Origin of the sequence: Micromonospora sp. WMMA1947 (assembly GCF_027497355.1) — a bacterium.
Classification (GTDB): Bacteria; Actinomycetota; Actinomycetes; order Mycobacteriales; family Micromonosporaceae; genus Micromonospora.
This window is the reverse complement of sequence record NZ_CP114909.1, coordinates 6,043,262-6,061,323: the sequence shown is the minus strand read 5'-3', so window position 1 is coordinate 6,061,323 and position 18,062 is coordinate 6,043,262. Positions and strand designations below refer to the sequence as shown.

General features: G+C 74.4%; 18 protein-coding genes. 12 read left to right on the top strand and 6 right to left on the bottom strand.

From position 1 onward, the window contains the following. Window positions 1-36: 36 nt before the first annotated feature. From O7604_RS28405 to O7604_RS28395, 3 genes are all read left to right on the top strand, one after another. Window positions 37-552, top strand: a complete 516-nt coding sequence (locus tag O7604_RS28405; RefSeq protein ID WP_269706870.1) for an HIT domain-containing protein — start codon at window positions 37-39, stop codon at window positions 550-552. Window positions 553-584: 32 nt separating this feature from the next. Continuing rightward, complete coding sequence (locus O7604_RS28400) at window positions 585-1,208, top strand: hypothetical protein (protein ID WP_281578347.1); 624 nt, start codon at window positions 585-587, stop codon at window positions 1,206-1,208. A gap of 207 nt (window positions 1,209-1,415) precedes the next feature. Next, complete coding sequence (locus tag O7604_RS28395; RefSeq protein WP_281578346.1) at window positions 1,416-2,474, top strand: aldo/keto reductase; 1,059 nt, start codon at window positions 1,416-1,418, stop codon at window positions 2,472-2,474. Window positions 2,475-2,867: 393 nt separating this feature from the next. Here the strand turns inward: O7604_RS28395 and O7604_RS28390 are convergent, their stop codons facing one another. Then, entirely contained in the window at window positions 2,868-5,024 is a 2,157-nt protein-coding gene (locus O7604_RS28390) for an elongation factor G-like protein EF-G2 (RefSeq protein WP_269700550.1), read from the bottom strand. 252 nt (window positions 5,025-5,276) lie between these two features. Between O7604_RS28390 and pgsA the strand changes: the two genes are divergently transcribed. From pgsA to O7604_RS28355, 7 genes are all read left to right on the top strand, one after another. Continuing rightward, window positions 5,277-5,897, top strand: coding sequence for a phosphatidylinositol phosphate synthase (gene pgsA, locus O7604_RS28385; protein ID WP_269700549.1), 621 nt, complete (start codon window positions 5,277-5,279; stop codon window positions 5,895-5,897). Further along, window positions 5,894-6,826 carry a phosphatidylinositol mannoside acyltransferase gene (locus tag O7604_RS28380; RefSeq protein ID WP_281578345.1) on the top strand — a complete coding sequence of 311 codons (933 nt, stop codon included), beginning with the start codon at window positions 5,894-5,896 and terminating at the stop codon, window positions 6,824-6,826. The genes pgsA and O7604_RS28380 overlap by 4 nt, the downstream gene beginning before the upstream one ends. Window positions 6,827-6,838: 12 nt before the next feature. Further along, entirely contained in the window at window positions 6,839-7,999 is a 1,161-nt protein-coding gene (locus O7604_RS28375; protein WP_281578344.1) for a glycosyltransferase family 4 protein, read from the top strand. Between the two features lie 83 nt (window positions 8,000-8,082). Continuing rightward, window positions 8,083-8,586, top strand: coding sequence for a hypothetical protein (locus O7604_RS28370; protein WP_281578343.1), 504 nt, complete (start codon window positions 8,083-8,085; stop codon window positions 8,584-8,586). A gap of 128 nt (window positions 8,587-8,714) precedes the next feature. After that, entirely contained in the window at window positions 8,715-9,626 is a 912-nt protein-coding gene (pdxS, locus tag O7604_RS28365) for a pyridoxal 5'-phosphate synthase lyase subunit PdxS (RefSeq protein ID WP_269700546.1), read from the top strand. A gap of 7 nt (window positions 9,627-9,633) precedes the next feature. Beyond that, the gene (pdxT, locus tag O7604_RS28360; protein ID WP_269700545.1) at window positions 9,634-10,239 is read left to right on the top strand and encodes a pyridoxal 5'-phosphate synthase glutaminase subunit PdxT; all 606 of its coding nucleotides are present in this window, start codon (window positions 9,634-9,636) and stop codon (window positions 10,237-10,239) included. A gap of 230 nt (window positions 10,240-10,469) precedes the next feature. Next, a complete protein-coding gene (locus O7604_RS28355) occupies window positions 10,470-11,219 on the top strand; it encodes a YebC/PmpR family DNA-binding transcriptional regulator (protein WP_043324998.1) in 750 nt (249 codons plus the stop codon). A gap of 67 nt (window positions 11,220-11,286) precedes the next feature. Here the strand turns inward: O7604_RS28355 and O7604_RS28350 are convergent, their stop codons facing one another. The 4 genes from O7604_RS28350 to O7604_RS28335 all read right to left on the bottom strand — a co-directional run bounded on the left by O7604_RS28350 (window position 11,287) and on the right by O7604_RS28335 (window position 15,279). Continuing rightward, window positions 11,287-12,348, bottom strand: coding sequence for an ABC transporter permease (locus O7604_RS28350; protein WP_269700544.1), 1,062 nt, complete (start codon window positions 12,346-12,348; stop codon window positions 11,287-11,289). Next, window positions 12,345-13,238: an ATP-binding cassette domain-containing protein gene (locus tag O7604_RS28345; protein WP_269700543.1), complete on the bottom strand. Its 894-nt coding sequence runs from the start codon at window positions 13,236-13,238 to the stop codon at window positions 12,345-12,347. The genes O7604_RS28350 and O7604_RS28345 overlap by 4 nt, the downstream gene beginning before the upstream one ends. A 77-nt stretch (window positions 13,239-13,315) precedes the next feature. Further along, on the bottom strand, window positions 13,316-13,993 hold the full coding sequence (locus O7604_RS28340; RefSeq protein WP_281578342.1) for a response regulator transcription factor: 678 nt from the start codon (window positions 13,991-13,993) through the stop codon (window positions 13,316-13,318). Next, complete coding sequence (locus tag O7604_RS28335; RefSeq protein ID WP_281578341.1) at window positions 13,990-15,279, bottom strand: sensor histidine kinase; 1,290 nt, start codon at window positions 15,277-15,279, stop codon at window positions 13,990-13,992. The genes O7604_RS28340 and O7604_RS28335 overlap by 4 nt, the downstream gene beginning before the upstream one ends. Before the next feature lie 87 nt (window positions 15,280-15,366). Between O7604_RS28335 and O7604_RS28330 the strand changes: the two genes are divergently transcribed. Beyond that, window positions 15,367-15,927: a GNAT family N-acetyltransferase gene (locus tag O7604_RS28330; RefSeq protein WP_269700540.1), complete on the top strand. Its 561-nt coding sequence runs from the start codon at window positions 15,367-15,369 to the stop codon at window positions 15,925-15,927. Between the two features lie 46 nt (window positions 15,928-15,973). Here O7604_RS28330 and O7604_RS28325 read toward each other — a convergent pair whose 3' ends face one another. Continuing rightward, on the bottom strand, window positions 15,974-16,579 hold the full coding sequence (locus O7604_RS28325) for a hypothetical protein (RefSeq protein ID WP_269700539.1): 606 nt from the start codon (window positions 16,577-16,579) through the stop codon (window positions 15,974-15,976). Between the two features lie 121 nt (window positions 16,580-16,700). Between O7604_RS28325 and O7604_RS28320 the strand changes: the two genes are divergently transcribed. Next, window positions 16,701-18,053 (top strand): serine/threonine-protein kinase, encoded by a 1,353-nt coding sequence (locus O7604_RS28320; protein WP_269700538.1) that lies wholly within the window; start codon window positions 16,701-16,703, stop codon window positions 18,051-18,053. Window positions 18,054-18,062: the final 9 nt, after the last annotated feature.

The following is an 18,062-nucleotide window of genomic DNA, read 5'->3' as shown; positions in this document are numbered from 1 at the left end:
GCGGAGCGGGACACCGGGTACGGCGGCGACAACGGTCTGGCGGACGGGCTGGACCGGCTCTGGACGCCGCACCGGATGACCTACATCTCCGGCGAGGACCGGCCCGAGGGCGGCTACGAGAAACCGGCCGGCTGCCCCTTCTGCCGCGCCCCCGGTCTGCCGGCCGAGGAGAGCCTGGTGGTGGCCCGGGGCGAGCACGTCTTCGCGGTGCTCAACCTCTACCCGTACAACCCCGGGCACCTGCTGGTCTGCCCCTACCGGCACGTGGCCGACTACACCGAGCTGGACGAGCCGGAGACGGTCGAGCTGGCCGCGTTCACCAAGGCCGCCATGCGGGCGGTCCGGCACGTCTCCAGCGCGCACGGCTTCAACCTGGGCATGAACCAGGGCGGCGTGGCGGGCGCGGGCATCGCCGCGCACCTGCACCAGCACGTGGTGCCGCGCTGGGGCGGCGACGCCAACTTCATGCCGGTGATCGGCCGGACGAAGGTGCTGCCGCAGCTGCTCGCCGACACCCGGGAGCTGCTCGCCAAGGCGTGGGCGGCGGCCTGACGGCGGCCCGTTCCGACAGTACGATCTCGCGCATGGCTCTCCTGCACCGCGCGGAACTGCGCCCCTCGAAACTGGAGCTGCTCGTACCCTGGCTGCCCGGCCGGTCCTGGTTCGCCGGGGAGGCGGGCGCGGAGGTCACCCGCGTCGCGGCGTACCGGTTCGACGACCCGGCCGGTGAGGTCGGCGTGGAGACGCTGCTGGTGCGCGCCGGTGACGGGCCGGTGCTCCAGGTGCCGCTGACCTACCGGGGCGCGCCGCTGGCCGGGGCGGACGAGCACCTCGTGGGCGTCATCGAGCACTCGGTGCTCGGCCGCCGCTGGGCCTACGACGCCTGTGGCGACCCGGTGTACCCGCCGCTGCTGGCCGCCGCCGTGCTCGCCGACGCCGGTCAGGCCGAGGAGTACTTCGAGGTCGACGGCAAGCGTGAGGTGCGTCCGGCCAGCATGACGCTGACCGGCAGCCGGACCGGCCGACCGGTGCCGACCGGTCCGGTTTCGGCTGGTCCGGTTGACAGCGGCGGGACGGTGGTCCGGGTGGGGGAGGTCGAGCTGGCGGTGGTCCGGCAGCCGGTCCCGGCCGACGTTCCGGCGGCGGGCGGGCTCACCGGCACCTGGCCCGGCCAGGACGAGCCGGTGCTGCTGGCCTACGCACGCTGACGGCCTGCCGGACAGCGGCGTTCCTCCTCGGCGCCGGATCGGGAGGGACGACCTCGGACCGATGTACCTCAGAGGCATATTCATGACTCTCAGGCATATCGCGTTCACCGTGACTGTTCGCCGCCGGGCGTCACGCGGCGTGATCGCGTACGGACTCGTCGGCCACGAACCGGCCCGCGGGCGCGGGGAAGGTGACAGGATGCGGCGGTGGCAGTCGACACACGACAGTTGGGGCGCAGCGGCATCGAGGTGAGCGCCCTCGGGATGGGGTGCTGGGCGATCGGCGGCCCGTGGGCCGAGGGCGCGCGCCCGCTGGGCTGGGGCCGGGTCGACGACGACGAGTCGGTACGGGCCATCCGCCGCGCGCTCGACCTCGGCGTCACCCTGTTCGACACCGCCGACACGTACGGCGCCGGACACGGCGAGCGGGTGCTCGGGCGGGCGCTCGCCGGCCGGCGCGACGAGGCGGTGATCGCCACGAAGTTCGGCTACACGTTCGACGAGCACACCCGCCAGGCCACCGGCGAGAACGCCTCGCCGCACCACCTGCGCCGGGCGGTTGTCGACTCGCTGCGCCGGCTGGGCACCGACCACATCGACCTCTACCAGCTGCACCTCGGCGACCTGCCGCTGCCCCGGGCCGAGGCGCTCGTCGGCACGCTCGACGAGCTGGTCGACGCAGGGCTGATCCGGGCGTACGGCTGGAGCACCGACCGGGCCGACCGGGCCGGCGCGTTCGCCCAGGTCGCCCGCGGTGCCGCCGCCGTGCAGCACGCGCTGTCGGTGCTCCGGGACGCCCCGGCCATGCTCGACGCCTGCGACAAGCACGACCTCGCCAGCCTGGCCCGGGGACCGCTCGGGATGGGTCTGCTCACCGGCAAGTACACGCCGGAGTCCACGCTGCCCCGCGACGACGTACGCGGACTCGGGCCGACCTGGCTGGAGTGGTTCCGCAGCGGCCGGCCCGCCCCGGAGTGGCTGCGCCGGGTAGCCGCCGTCCGCGACGCGCTGACCGCCGACGGTCGTACCCTCGCGCAGGGGGCGATCGGGTGGATCTGGGCGCGCAGCGACCGGGCCGTACCGATTCCCGGCGCCCGTACCGTCGCGCAGGTCGAGGAGAACGCTGCCGCGCTGGCTTGGGGCCCGCTGGCGCCGGACCACTTCGCCGAGGTGGAGCGGCAGCTGGCGGCGGTACGCTCGGCCGCCCTCCGGGACGCCGACCGCCCTCACTGGCCGATGCCCCCGATCCCCGCCGTCCGCCCCTGACCGCGCTTCCCGGCCACCCGCTCCCGGTCACGCCGCCAGCCGGCCACTCGCCCGCCCGCCGACCCGATCAAGCTCGCCGACCCGATCACGCCCGCCGGGCCCGTCGCGTTCGCCGAGCCGCCCGCCCGCCGATCACTCTTGCCGGACTCGCTCCCCGCTGACCGCTTCCGCTAAACGAGATCCGCTTCCCATATTCCGAGACGGCTGCAGATCTTGGTGCGAAAGCGCCCCATAGGGGCCACTTCCTACCAAGATCTGCAGTTCCCGACCCACCCCCCCCGTCGGCGCCGATCTTGCAGTCGCGGCCCTTCCGGTGCCGGGAATGTCCCCTTTGCGGGGGCCGCAAGTGCAAGATCGCGGGACCGAAGCGGGAGGGCGCGGGGACGGCGGGGGTCAGCGGGTGGTGGACTCCTTGCGGGCCTGGTCGGCCAGGTGGGCCGGCATGGGCTCGTGGCGGGCGAACTCGCGCCGGAACGTGCCGGTGCCGGCCGTCATCGAGCGCAGCTCGACGGCGTACCGCAGCAACTCGGTCGCGGGCACCTCGGCGCGGACCAGAGTGCGCCCCTCGGCATCCGGGTCCGGTTCGGTGCCGAGCACCCGGCCGCGCCGCCCGGACAGGTCGCCCATCACCGCGCCGACCGACGAGTCGGGCACCCGGACGGTGATCTCGTCGACCGGCTCCAGCAGCGTCGGCTGGCCCTTCTCGGCGGCGTCACGCAGCGCCAGCGCGCCGGCGGTCTGGAACGCCGCGTCGGAGGAGTCGACGCTGTGCGCCTTCCCGTCCACGAGCGTGACCCGCAGGTCCACCACCGGGTAGCCGGCGACCAGGCCGCGTTCCATCTGCGCCCGGACGCCCTTCTCCACGGAGGGGATGTAGTTGTGCGGGACCGCGCCGCCGACCACCCGGTCGACGAACTCGAAGCCGGCGCCCCGGGGCAGCGGCTCCACCTCGATGTCGCAGACCGCGTACTGGCCGTGGCCGCCGGACTGCTTGACGTGCCGGCCGTGCCCGCGCGCGGCGGCGCCGAACGTCTCGCGCAGCGGCACCCGGACCGGCTCGGTGTCCAGCTCGACGCCGCCGCCGCGCAGCCGGTCGAGCACCACGTCGGCGTGCGCCTCGCCCATGCACCAGAGCACCAGCTGGTGGGTCTCCGCGTTGCGTTCCAGCCGCAGGGTGGGGTCACCGGCGACGAGCCGGGACAGGTTGCGGGCGAGCGCGTCCTCGTCGGCCCGGCTGCGCGCCACGATCGCCACCGGCAGCAGCGGCTCCGGCATCTCCCAGGGCGCGATCAGCAGCGGGTCGTCCTTGGCCGAGATGGTGTCGCCGGTCTCCGCGCTGCCTGACTTGGTGATCGCGCACAGGTCGCCCGCGACGCAGGCGGCCACCTCGCGCAGCGTCGCGCCCAGCGGGGTGTAGACGTGGCCGACCCGCTCGTCGGCGTCGTGGTCCGGGTGGCCACGCTCGGCCATGCCGTGGCCCGACACGTGGATCACCTGGTCGGGGCGGAGCGTGCCGGAGAAGACTCGCACCAGCGAGACCCGCCCGACGTGGCGGTCGACTGTCGTCTTGACCACCTCGGCGACGAGCGGGCCGTCCGGGTCGCAGGTCAGCGGCGGGCGGGGCGAGCCGTCCACGCCGGTCACCGCGGGCAGGTCGTGCTCCAGCGGCGACGGGAACGCCGCGACCAGGCCGTCGAGCAGCGCGTCCAGGCCGACACCGGTTTCCGCGCAGACCGGCACCACGGGGTAGAAGTGACCGCGGGCGACGGCCGTCTCCAGGTCGGTGATGAGCACCTCGGGGTCGATCTCCTCGCCGCCGAGGTAGCGGTCCATCAGGGTCTCGTCCTCGCTCTCCGCGATGATCCCCTCGATCAGCTCGTTGCGGGACTCCTGGATGGCGGGCAGGTGCTCCGGGTCCGGTTCGCGTACCTCGGCCGGCAGCCCGGCGGAGTAGTCGTACACCCGGCGGGTGATCAGGCCCATCAGGCCGGCCACCGACTCGCCGTCGTCGCCGAGCATGGGCAGGTAGAGCGGGAGCACGTTGTCGCCGAAGACGCGCTGGCACAGCGCCACCGCCTCGTCGAAGTCGGCGCGCGGGTGGTCCAGCCGGGAGACCGCCACCGCCCGGGGCATGTCGACGGCGGCGCACTCCTCCCAGAGGGCGGCGGTGGCGGCGTCCATGCCGTCGACGGCGGAGACCACGAACAGTGCCGCGTCGGCGGCGCGCAGACCGGCGCGCAGCTCGCCGACGAAGTCGCCGTACCCCGGGGTGTCCAGCAGGTTGACCTTGACGTCGCGGTGCGTCAGCGGAGCGCAGGCCAGGCTCACCGAGCGCTGCTGGCGTACGGCGGCGGGGTCGTGGTCGCAGACGGTGGTGCCGTCGGTGACGGTGCCGGCCCGGCTGATCGTGCCGCTGGCGGCCAGCAGCGCCTCGACGAGTGTCGTCTTGCCGGCGCCGGAGTGCCCGACGAGCACCACGTTGCGGACCCTGCCGGGCTCGGTCACCACCGGCGCACCGCCGGTGACACCCTTCTCGTTCTTCTGCGCCATCGCGGCGCACCTCCCTCAACCGGTGGTGGTGGCGACCGCCGCGGGCGACGGGGGAGCGGACCCGGGACGGGCGCCGCGGCGATATCTTCCGGTGACTTCCTGCTGGACGGGAACGCGGACCGGTGATCCGGTGAACTGGCTCACCTCCTGGCTCGATCTCACACCCGCGCGGGTGCCCGCACAAGGGCCGTCGGGCGGGTCGTACGCCCGGCTGTGTCCCCGGCGGTTGCGGGCCGTTATCGTGGGACCGCCATGGCGAAGATCTTCCAAGTGACGGCCCGCGCGGGCATGACCCGCGTCGTGGAGCCGATCGCCCGCGCGCTGCTGCGTGCCGGCGTGTCCCCCAACGCGGTCACCGTGACCGGCACCGTCGGCGTGCTCGTCGGCGCGCTCGGCTTCGGCGCGCGCGGCCACCTGGTCGCCGGTGCGCTGATCGTCACGGTCTTCGCTCTCACCGACCTGCTCGACGGCACGATGGCGCGGATGAGCGGCGGGTCCACCCGGTTCGGGGCTTTCCTCGACTCGAGCATGGACCGGGTCGCCGACAGCGCGGTGTTCGGCGCGGTCGCGTACTGGCTGGCCACCGAACACGACTACTCGGGCGTGGCGGCGGCGCTGATCTGCCTGGCCGCGGGCGGCCTGGTCTCCTACGTCAAGGCCCGCGCCGAAGGGCTGGGGATGACCTGCAACGTGGGCATCGCCGAGCGCACCGAGCGGCTGCTCATCGTGGGTGTCGGCGGCCTGCTCACCGGCGTCGGCGTCCGTCCGGCGCTGGAGATCGCGCTCTGGCTGCTCGCCGCCGTCTCGATCTTCACGGTGGGCCAGCGGATGGCCCACGTCTACCGGCAGGCCCAGCGGGTCGGCGCCGAGTGAACCTCACCGAGGCGGGCTTCGTCGCGGGCTGGCGCCTGGTCCGGGCGCTGCCCCGGCCCGTCGCGGTCGCGGCCTTCCGGGCGGGCGCCGACCGCGCCCACCGCAAGGACGGCGGGGGTACGCGTCGACTGCGCGCCAACCTGCGCCGGGTGGTCGGCCCGGAACTGCCCGACGCGGAGCTGGACGCGCTGGTGCGCGAGGGCCTGCGCTCGTACGCCCGGTACTGGATGGAGGCGTTCCGGCTGCCGGGCCTGAGTCGCGCCGAGATCCTCGCCGGGTTCCGCCTGGACGGGCAGGAACTGCTCGCCGCCGACGTGGCGGCCGGGCGCGGTGCCGTGGTGGCGCTGCCGCACGCCGGGAACTGGGACGCGGCGGGCGCCTGGGTGGCTGCCACCGGCTGGCCGATGACCACGGTGGCCGAGCGGCTCCCGGACGGCGTGTACGAGCGGTTCGTCGGGTTCCGGGAAGGGCTGGGGATGGAGATCCTGCCCAACACCGGCGGCCCGCGTCCCGCCTTCGACGTGCTGGTGGACCGGCTGCGCGCCGGTTACGTGGTGCCCCTGCTCGCCGACCGGGACCTGTCCGCCCGGGGCGTGGAGGTCGACTTCTTCGGCGGGCGGACCCGGATGCCGGCCGGGCCGGCGATGCTGGCCATCCGCACCGGAGCCCCGCTCTACGTGGCCTCGATGTGGTACGAGCCGGACGCGGCCTGCGCCTCGATCGAGGGCCCGCTGCCGCTGCCGGATCCGGACAGCGCCCCGCTGGACGCCCGCGTCCGCGCGGTGACGCAGCGGATTGCCGACGGTCTGGCGGCGGGCATCGCCCGGCATCCGCAAGACTGGCACATGTTGCAGCGGATGTGGCTGGACCAGAGCCGGGACGGTACGCCCACGTCGGCGGCGCCGCCGGCCACCACCGGGACGGTCTAGGGGGAGGGCGCAGTGCGTATCGGCATCGTGTGCCCGTACTCGTTCGACGTGCCGGGCGGCGTGCAGAACCACGTCATGGACCTGGCCGAGGCGCTGCTCGGGCTCGGCCACGAGGTGAGCGTCCTGGCGCCCGCCGACGAGGACTCGGCGCTGCCGCCGTACGTGGTGTCGGCCGGCCGGGCGGTGCCGCTGCCGTACAACGGGTCGGTGGCCCGGATCGCGTTCGGCCCGGTCTCCACGGCCCGGGTGCGGCGCTGGATCACCCGGGGCGACTTCGACGTGCTGCACGTGCACGAGCCGCTCACGCCGAGCCTGTCGATGCTGGCGGTGCTCTGCGCCCGCGGCCCGGTGGTGGCGACGTTCCACACCGCGATGACCCGCTCCCGGGTGCTGTCGGCCGCGCAGGGCGCGCTGCAGATCGTGCTGGAACGGATCACCGCCCGGATCGCGGTCAGCGCGCTGGCCCGCAAGGTGCAGGTCGAGCACATGGACGGCGGCGCGGTGGAGATCCCCAACGGGGTGGCGGTGGCGAAGTTCGCCGGGGTGCCGCCGCTGCCGGGCTGGCCGGGGGAGTGCGCCCCGGGCACCGGCGGCACGCTGGGGTTCCTGGGCCGGTTCACCGAGCCGCGCAAGGGCTTCCCGATCCTGCGGGACGCGTTCGTCGCGCTCGCGCCGCACCGCCCGGGACTGCGGCTGCTGGTCGCCGGGCCGGGTGACGCCGACGAGCTGTACGGGCGGTTCCCGGCCGGCCTGCGCGACCGGGTCACGTTCCTCGGCCTGGTCTCCGAGGCGGACAAGGCACGCATGCTGCGCAGCGTGCACCTCTACGTCGCACCGAACACCGGAGGGGAGTCCTTCGGGATGATCCTCACCGAGGCGCTGGCCGCCGGCACGACAGTGGTCGCCAGTGACCTGGACGCGTTCCGCCGGGTGCTCGACGGCGGACGGGCCGGCCTGCTGTTCCCGACCGGCGACGCGGCCGCGCTGGCCGGCGCGCTGTCCGGACTGCTCGACGACGACGGGCGCCGCGCCGGGCTGACCGCCTGCGGCGACCAGGTGGTGGCGAATTTCGACTGGCCCGTGGTTGCCCGCCGCGTTCTGGAGGTATACGCAGCCGCGATCGAGGCCACCGACGGCCGGGTCATGGACCAGGAGTGGGCGGGTCTGGGCTGACCGCTGTGGCCGCTGCGGCCGCTGTGACGAGCGCGTCGACCGGTGCACCGCGCCGGCCGGCCGGGATGAGGAGCAGCACTACGATGCCGGGCATGTGGTGGGTGGTGGGCGCGGTCGCGGTGCTCGGGCTGCTCTCGGCGTACCTGATCTGGACCTCCGGCCGGGTGCAGCGGCTGCAGGTCCGCGCGGACTCGGCGGCCCGCGCGCTGGACGCGCACCTGCTGCGCCGCGCGGCCGCCGCCGCGGTCCTGGCCGAGCAGCGGTACGGCGTGGAGCTGTACGCCGCCGCCCGGATCGCGCTGGACGCCGCTCCGGAGGAGCGCGAGGCGGCCGAGAACGACCTGACCCGGCAGTTGCGCGCGGTACGGCTGGACCCGGACGACCCGGCGTGCGCGGCGGTGATCGCGGCCAGCCGGCGGCTGGCGCTGGCCCGGCAGGTGCACACCGACCTGGTCCGGGACGCCCGCTCGGCCCGGGGGCGTCCGGTGGTGCGGCTGTTCCGGATGGGACGCGGGCGGGAGTGGCCCCGCTACTTCGACATCGACGACCCCACGCTGGCGTCGCACGCGGACGTGACCACCGGCTGATCGCCACCGGGCGTGACGGGGGCCACACGGCAGGCCACCGGGGGTTCGATTGGCGCTCGGCACGGCGTCGCGCCGGTCATAGCATTCCTGCGCAGTCACCTCCCCAGCACGCCGAGGAGCGATGTCCCGTGTCTGAATCCGCAGCCCCGACCACCGCCACCGCCGTCGGCACCGCCCGCGTCAAGCGCGGCATGGCCGAGATGCTCAAGGGCGGTGTGATCATGGACGTGGTCACCCCCGAGCAGGCGAAGATCGCCGAGGACGCCGGCGCTGTCGCCGTGATGGCCCTGGAGCGCGTACCGGCCGACATCCGCGCGCAGGGCGGCGTGTCCCGGATGAGCGACCCGGACATGATCGACGGCATCATCTCCGCCGTCTCGATCCCGGTGATGGCCAAGGCCCGTATCGGCCACTTCGTCGAGGCGCAGATCCTGCAGGCGCTCGGCGTCGACTACGTCGACGAGTCCGAGGTGCTGACCCCGGCCGACTACGCCAACCACATCGACAAGTGGGCGTTCACCGTCCCGTTCGTGTGCGGCGCGACGAACCTGGGCGAGGCGCTGCGCCGGATCACCGAGGGCGCCGCGATGATCCGCTCGAAGGGCGAGGCGGGCACCGGCGACGTCTCCAACGCCACCACCCACATGCGCAAGATCCGGCAGGAGATCCGCCGGCTCCAGTCGCTGCCCGACGACGAGCTGTACGTCGCGGCCAAGGAGCTGCAGGCCCCGTACGAGCTGGTCAAGGAGGTCGCCGAGCAGGGCAAGCTGCCGGTCGTGCTGTTCACCGCGGGCGGCATCGCGACCCCCGCCGACGCGGCCATGATGATGCAGCTCGGCGCCGAGGGCGTCTTCGTCGGCTCGGGCATCTTCAAGTCCGGCAACCCGGCGCAGCGGGCCGCCGCCATCGTCAAGGCCACCACGTTCCACGACGACCCGGACGTGCTCGCGAAGGTGTCCCGTGGCCTGGGCGAGGCGATGGTCGGCATCAACGTCGACGAGATCCCCCAGCCGCACCGCCTGGCCGAGCGCGGCTGGTGAGCGCGGCGTGACCGTACCCGTGATCGGCGTGCTCGCGCTTCAGGGCGACGTACGCGAGCATGTCGCGGCGTTGACCGGCGCGGGCGCCGACGCCCGGCCGGTGCGGCGGCCGGGCGAGCTGGACGCGGTCGACGGCCTGGTGGTCCCCGGCGGCGAGTCGACCACGATCAGCAAGCTGGTGGACATCTTCGAGATGCGCGAGCCGATCGACAAGCGCATCGCCGCCGGCATGCCGGTCTACGGCTCCTGCGCCGGCCTGATCATGCTCGCCACCGAGGTGCTGGACGGACGCCCCGACCAGCGCGGCTTCGCCGGCGTCGACATGACGGTGCGGCGCAACGCGTTCGGCCGTCAGGTCGACTCGTTCGAGGCGCCGGTGGCGCTCACCGGCGTCGACGGCGGTCCGTTCCACGCCGTGTTCATCCGCGCGCCCTGGGTCGAGCGCGTCGGCCCGGACGTCGAGGTGCTGGGCCGGGTGACCGACGGCCCGGCCGCGGACCGGATCGTCGCGGTGCGGCAGGGCAACCTGCTGGCCACCTCGTTCCATCCGGAGCTGACCGGCGACCTGCGGCTGCACCGCCACTTCGTGGAGCTGGTCCGGGCCGCTTCCTGAGCATCCGGTCCGTCCCTGGTTGTGCCGGTTCGGGCGGGCTGGGGCGGGCCGGTGCCGTGCGGCGCGTGACAGTGACCCGCCCGCCGCCGGTAGGATTGCCGAGATTCGGCAGGGCCATCAGCCAGCCGCGGCTCCCAGCGAAGATCACAGCACCTCGACGTGCGCCGGTGGGGGAGCGGGGCGTGTGCGGTGCGGTCGATGCAGACGGCGGGTAGCAACGGAGGTAACAGATGTCCGGCCACTCAAAGTGGGCGACGACCAAGCACAAGAAGGCGGTCATCGACGCCAAGCGCGGCAAGATGTTCGCCAAGCTGATCAAGAACGTCGAGGTGGCGGCCCGTACCGGCGGCGGCGACCCGGCCGGCAACCCGACTCTCTACGACGCCATCCAGAAGGCGAAGAAGAACTCGGTCCCGAACGACAACATCGACCGCGCGGTCAAGCGCGGCTCCGGCCTGGAGGCCGGCGGCGCCGACTGGCAGACGATCATGTACGAGGGTTACGGCCCGAACGGCGTGGCGATGCTGATCGAGTGCCTCACCGACAACCGCAACCGTGCCGCCACCGAGGTGCGTACCGCGCTGACCCGCAACGGCGGCTCGCTGGCCGACGCGGGCTCGGTGTCGTACATGTTCTCCCGCAAGGGCGTGGTGATCGTCCCCAAGGGCGGCACCACCGAGGACGACGTGATGATGGCCGTCCTCGACGCGGGCGCCGAGGAGGTCAACGACCTCGGTGAGGCGTACGAGGTGGTGTCCGAGCCGGGTGACCTGATCGCGGTCCGCACCGCCCTGCAGGACGCCGGCATCGAGTACGAGTCGGCCGAGTCCTCCCTCATCCCCAGCGTGAACGTGCCGCTGGACGAGGAGGGCGCGCGCAAGATCTTCAAGCTGATCGACGTGCTGGAGGACTGCGACGACGTGCAGAACGTCTACGCCAACTTCGACGTCTCCGACGAGGTGATGGCCGCGGTCGGCTGACCCCGGTCCGATACGCCGAGCGCCGGCCCCCCCGCTCCCGGGGTGGCCGGCGCTCGGCGTATCGCGGTCAGCCGATCGGCTCGCGCTGCCGCCACGCCGCCCGCATCGAGGTCCGGCCGTTTGTGCGCAGCAGCGAACCCTCGTAGATCCGCGCCCCGGCGAGCAGGAACCCGGCCGCCGCGAGCAGCAGCAGCGCCAGCGACACGAACGGCTCCCACGGCGCCGCGTCGCCGGTGAACAGCCGGACCGGCATCGCTGTGGGCGACGAGAACGGCACGTACGACAGGATCCGCATCGCGGTGGCGTTGTCGTTGAGGAACACCACCGCGAAGAACGGCGCCATCACCGCGAGTTGCACCGGGGTGGACGCCCCGGCGATGTCCTCCTGCCGGTTCACGAGCGCACCCGCGGCCGCCCACATCGCCGCCAGCAGCAGGAAGCCGCACAGGAAGTACGGCACGAACCAGCCGATCGCCGGCGCGATCAGGCCCAGCAGGTCACCTCCGCCGGTCAGGCGCATGCCGATCAGCGTGGCGGCCGCGATCAGGGTGATCTGTCCGAGCGCCAGCGCGCCCGCGGCGAGGATCTTGCCGGCCAGCAGCGCCCGGGCCGGCACGGCGGCGACCAGGATCTCCACGATCCGGGTCTGCTTCTCCTCGGTGACGCTCTGCGCGATCTGCATCCCGAACGTCTGGGACAGGAAGAAGAAGACGAACGCGAAGGCGAACGGCACCAGGTACGCGACGAGCGGATCCACCGCGTCCGGGTCCAGCAGCTTCACCTGCGGGGCCGCGCTGAGCGCGGAGACCACGTCGTCCGGGGCCCGCTCGTCGGCGACCACGACCGGACCGGCGACCACCGCGGCGTCCGCGTCGCCGTCGCGTACCGCCTGCTCGGCGGCGCCGTCGTCGGCGACCACCAGGACGTCCAGCCCGGCCGCGCGCAGCGGTTCGGCACCGGCGGCGGTCACCGCCACGGTGGACGGACCGCTGCTCAGCATCGCCGGCACCACCGTGGCGACGACGGCGAGCAGCAGGAAGATCAACGTGCTGTAGAGGAACGTCTTGTCGCGGACCTTGACCTTGATCTCGCGGGCCGCGACCAGCCGGGTGGCCTGGATCGTGTTCACTGGTTGACCTCTCGGAAGATCTCGGCGAGGGACGGGGTGACCGGGCCGAACGCGCGCACCGGGCCGCGCTCCAGCGCCGCGCGCAGCACCGCCTGGTCGTCGGTGGGCGGGTCCACCTCGAACACGGCGCGGGCGCCGTCGAGGTCGACCAGCCGCACGCCGGGCTGGTCCCGCAGCCAGCCGGCGTCGCCGTCGACCACGAGCGAGAACCGGGGCAGGGTGTACGCGGCGCGCAGCTCCTCGCGCGGGCCCGCGGCCCGGATGCTGCCGTCCGCGATGAGCACCAGGTCGTCGCAGAGCCGCTCCACCACGTCGAGCTGATGGCTGGAGAACAGCACCGGCGCTCCGGCGGCGGCCCGTTCCCGCAGCACAGTCACCACCATGTCGACGGCGAGCGGGTCGAGCCCGGAGAACGGCTCGTCCAGGATCAGCACCTCCGGGTCGTGCACCAGCGCCGCGGCGATCTGCGCGCGCTGCTGGTTGCCCAGCGACAGCGTCTCCAGCAGGTCGTCGGCCCGCTCGCCGAGACCGACCCGCTCCAGCAGCGCGTCGGTGCGCCGCCGCGCCCCGGCAGCGTCCAGCCCGTACAGGCGGCCGAGGTGGACCACCTGCTCGCGGGGGGTCATCTTCGGGTAGAGGCCGCGCTCCTCGGGCATGTAGCCGAACCGGGCCCGGGCCTCGCGGCCGAGCGGCTGCCCGCGCCACGTCACCTGCCCGGCGTCCGGGGCGAGCACGCCGAGGATGATCCGCATGGTGGTGGTCTTGCCGGCGCCGTTGCCGCCGACGAATCCGGTCATGCGCCCGGCGGTCACGTCGAAGGAGACGTCTTTGAGCACCTGACGGCCGCCGAAGCTGCGGTCGACGCCGTCGAGGCGGAGCACGCTGGTCATGACCCCGACGCTACGGCCGGTCCCCGCTCCCGTCGTCCCACCACGGAGCGATCATGAGGTCCGTCGCGCGACGGACCTCAGCCGCCGGGCCGGACCACCCCGTGCTCGTACGCGAACACCACCGCCTGCACCCGGTCGCGCAGCCCGAGCTTGGCCAGCACGCGGCTGACGTGGGTCTTCACGGTGGCCTCGCCGACGCGCAGGACGTCCGCGATCTCGGCGTTGCTGGCCCCGCGCGCGACCAGCTCCAGCACCTCCCGCTCGCGCGGGGTCAGGTCCGCCGTCGCGGCGTCGTGCCGGGGGTCCGGCGGCACCGCGCCGGGCCGGGCGAAGGTGGAGATCACCCGCCGGGTGAGCGCCGGCGCGATCAGCCCCTCACCGCGGGCCATCACCCGGACCGCCTCGACCAGGTCCTCCGGGGTGCCGTTCTTGAGCAGGAAACCGCTCGCCCCGGCACGCAGCGCGGCGAACAGGTAGTCGTCCCGGTCGAACGTGGTGAGGATCAGCACGGCCGGGCCGCCCGGCGTCGCGTCGGCGGTGATCCGGCGGGTGGCCTCCAGACCGTCGAGCACCGGCATCTCCACGTCCATCAGCACCACGTCCGGCCGCAGCGCGGACGCCATCGACACGGCGCGCTGCCCGTCGGCGGCCTCGCCGACCACCTCGATGTCGTCCTCGACCTCAAGGATCACCCGGAAACCGGTCCGGACCAGGTGCTGGTCGTCGACGAGCAGCACCCGTACCGGCGCGTTCACGCCGCCCGCCCGGCGGCCTCGACCGGCAGCGGCATGCGGGCCCGGACCCGGAAGCCGCCGCCCGGACGCGGCCCGGCCTCCACCTCACCGCCGTGGGCGGCGACCCGCTCCCGCATGCCGACCAGGCCGAGCCCGGCCCCGGCGGCCGGCACGCCGCCCTGTCCGTCGTCGCTCACGTCGATCTCCAGATCCCGGGCCAGGTAGCGGATCCGCACGTCCAGCGTCGTGGCGTGGGCGTGCTTGACCACGTTCGTCACCGCCTCCTGCACGATCCGGTACGCCGCCTGCGACACCGAGCGCGGCAACGGTACCGGTTCCCCGTACACCCCGAGGTCGGCCCGCAGCCCGGTCTCCCGGGCCCGGTCGACGAGCGCGGCGACCCGGTCGATGCCGGCGATGTCCTCGGGGGCCGCGGCCACGCCGGACGCGGAGTCCGGGTCGCGCAGCACGCCGAGCATCCGGCGCAGCTCGTCGACCGAGGTACGCGCCGTCTCCTCGATCGCGGCCAGGGCGGTCCGCGCCTTGTCCCGGTCGCGGTCGAACACGCGCCGGCACGCGGCGGCCTGCACGCCCATCACCGACACGTGGTGGGCCACCACGTCGTGCAGCTCGCGGGCGATGCGGACCCGCTCGCCCATCACCGCGCGCTCGCGCGCCTCCGACTGGGAGCGGCGCAGTTGCTCGGCCTGTTCGCGTAGCTCGTGCCGGCGGCGCGCGGCCACCCAGGCGGTCTGCCCGGCGTAGTAGGCGAACCCGAAGAAGAGCACGTTGTAGAGCACGCCGTTCACCACCGCGGCGAGCACCGGCGGCACCGGGCCGGCGGCGTCGGCGAAGGAGGCCGCGGAGATCTGGTCGGCCCGCAACGCGAGGGACAGCCAGAGCCAGGCGAACATCGCCACGATGATGCCGGCCCGCAGCCGCCCGGCCAGCCGCCGGTCGGCGCCCCACGCGCCGAGCGTGAACAGGGCGGCGAACAGCGCGCCCGACGGGAGCTGCGCCAGCGGGACCGCCCGGGCCTGCCCGGCGACGAAGGCGACGGCCACGATCACCGCGACGGTGGCGGGCCAGCGCCGCCGTACCGCCAGCGGGGCGGTCACCGCGACGGTCCACCAGATCTGCTCGGCGACGCTCGGTGGTGGTCCGAGCAGGAAGGCCCCGGTGCTGTACGCCAGGGTCAGCTCGAACAGGGCCAGCACGGTGACCGCGAGCCCGATCCAGAGGTCGGCACGCAACTGGGCGGCTGTGGGAGCCGGCCGGCGCCAGGCGGTGGTGGTTGCGGTGCTCACCGTACGACCATGCCACCGCTGCCGCCGGTGCGGTGCCCGGGGCGTAAACGGGTGGGCCGGACGACAGCCGGGACGTAGCCTGCCGGGGTGTTCGTGCCCGATCTGCCGTTACGTACCGAGCGCCTGCTGCTGCGCGCCTTCACCGCCGACGACCTCGCCGTGGTCCGGGACTACCGGGGCCGCCCGGAGGTGACCCGCTACCTCTACCACGAGCCGTACGACGACGCGGCCGCCCGGGCGGCGATCGAGCGGCTGGTCCGGCGGACCGCGCTGCGTGCCCCCGGCGACGTGCTCAACCTTGCCGTGACGTCGGCGGACACCGGCGAGTTCCTCGGGGACGTGCTGCTGAGCTGGACCAGCGGGGAACACCGGCAGGGCGAGATCGGGTACGTGGCGCACCCGGACCACACCGGCCGGGGGTACGTCACCGAGGCGGCCCGGGAACTGCTGCGGGTCGGCTTCGAGGGGCTGGGCCTGCACCGGATCGTCGGGCGGCTGGACGCCCGCAACACCGCCTCGGCCCGGGTGCTGGAGCGGCTGGGCATGCGCCGGGAGGCGCACCTGCGGGAGAACGAGTTCGTCAAGGGGGAGTGGACCGACGAGGTGGTCTACGCGCTGCTGGCCCGCGAGTGGCGAGTGGCGGCCTGAGCGAGGGCGGACGCGGGCCCGGCGTGACGGCCGGGCCCGCCACTCCTCAGCAGCAGCCCTGCCGGAACGACCGCTCGACGTACGACGCCGGACCGGCCGCGTAGAAGCCGACCCCGGGCCGGATCGGGTGGTCGCTGAACAGCTCGACCCGCGACCCGAACCGGACCAGGTACGCCTCGGCGTCACCCGCGTCGTTGCGGATCATGCGGCCGCGCGGCCCGTAGATGCGCTCCAGCTCGGCGAAGGACATCCCGACCGCCCCGCCGGCCGGGGAGCGCGGCGGGGCGGTCGCCGTGCCCACCGAGACGAGCCGGCCGGCCCGGAAGGTCAGCATGATCGCCCCGGCCCAGGAGCCGGTGACGCCGGCGTGCACGATTCCGGGACAGCCCGGCGCGGTCCAGTCGATCAGCCCGGCCGCGACGAGCCGGTCCAGCCGGGCCCCGATCCGGAACGGGCCGGCGCCGTGGACGCTGAGCACCTCGTTCTCCGCGACGGCCGGCCGGACGGGGGCGGCGTCGGCGGCGGCGAGGGCGGGGGCGGCGTCGGCGGCGGCGAGGGCGGGGGCGGCGGCGACCGGCGCGCCGGCGGTGACCGGCACGACAGCGGTCAGCGCCAGCAGCCCGGCGAGGACTGTGGACGGGATTCGGTTCATGGCGGTTCTCCTTCGGTCGGATTCTCCTGTCCTGTTGGTCTCCGGCCGGTCCGGTTCGGTTCGGGATCGTCTACCGTCGACGTGACGGTGATCGTGGCGGCGGTCGGCGGAGGTGATGCCGATGACCACGCCGACGCGGATCGGGGCGTTCCGGGTGGAGCGTCTGCTCGGCGCGGGGTCCTTCGCCACGGTCTGGCTGGCGTACGATCCGGCGCTCGCCGACCGGGTCGCGGTCAAGGTGCTGGCCGAGAACTGGAGCCACGACCTGCGGGTGCGGGAACGCTTCCTCGACGAGGCCCGGCTGCTGCGGCGACTGGACGACGACCGGCTGGTCCGGGTGCACGGCGTCGGCGAGCTGCCGGACGGACGCCCGTACGCGGTGCTGGCCTGGGCGGACGGCGGCAGCCTCCGGGACCGGCTGGCGCACGGGCCGCTGCCCGTGGGCCGGGCCGTGGCGGTGCTCGACGAGATCGCGGCGGGCGTGGCGGTGCTGCACCGGCACCGGGTGGTGCACCGCGACCTGACGCCGAGCAATGTCCTGTTCCACTCCGTGCCGGACGGTGAGCGGGTGCTCATCGCCGACCTGGGCCTGGCCAAGGCGCTCGCCTCCGCCTCCGGGCTCACCGCGCGGGCCGGCACGCCCGGCTACATGGCGCCGGAGCAGAACGAGCCGCTGGCGGTGGTCGACACCCGGGCCGACGTGTTCGGACTGGGCCGCCTGGGACTGCGGCTGCTCGGCCGTACCGGCCCGGCCGACGGAGAACCGGCCGCCTCGCGGCTACGGGCCGGCGTGCCCGCCGGTGTGGGCGCGGTGCTGCGGACGGCCACCGCCGTACGCCCGGCCGACCGCTACCCGGACGCTGACGCGTTCCGGCAGGCGCTGCGGCGCGCGGTGGACGGTGGGCCCGCGCTCGCGCGGACGCGGCGGGCGCCGCGCCCGGGCCGGATGGTCGCCGCGGTCGCGGTGACGCTCGCCGTCGGCGGCACGGGCGCCGGGGACGCGGCCCGTCCCGGCCCGGCCGGCGCGGTGGGCCGCAGCGGCCCGCTGACAGTGGTCCTGCCGGCCGGCTGGCGGGCCGAGGGCACCGGCTGGGCCGGCCAGTACGGCGACGACGGCGACCTCGAACCGGCGCTGGTGATCTCCCCGGATCCGGGGAGCTGGGCGGTCGACCCGGCCCTGCCCGGGGCCTTCGTCGGCCTCTCCGCCGCCACCGCCCGCCGGACCGGCCCGGCGGGTTTCCTGACCGAACGGCCGCACGCGGACTGTGCCGGGGCGCCGCCGCGCCGCAGCCGGCAGGGCGGCGTCGAGTGGACTGTCGTCACGTTCACCTGTCCCACCGGCCGCCCGGTGATCGTCGAGGCCGCCGGACTGGCCACCGGCCGAGCCGGTCTGCTCTACGTCCAGCTCGTCCCCCCGGCGGGCGCGGGCGCGGACTTCGTCGACGGTGTGCTCGCCGGGGTGCGGGCCGGATAGCCGGCGCGG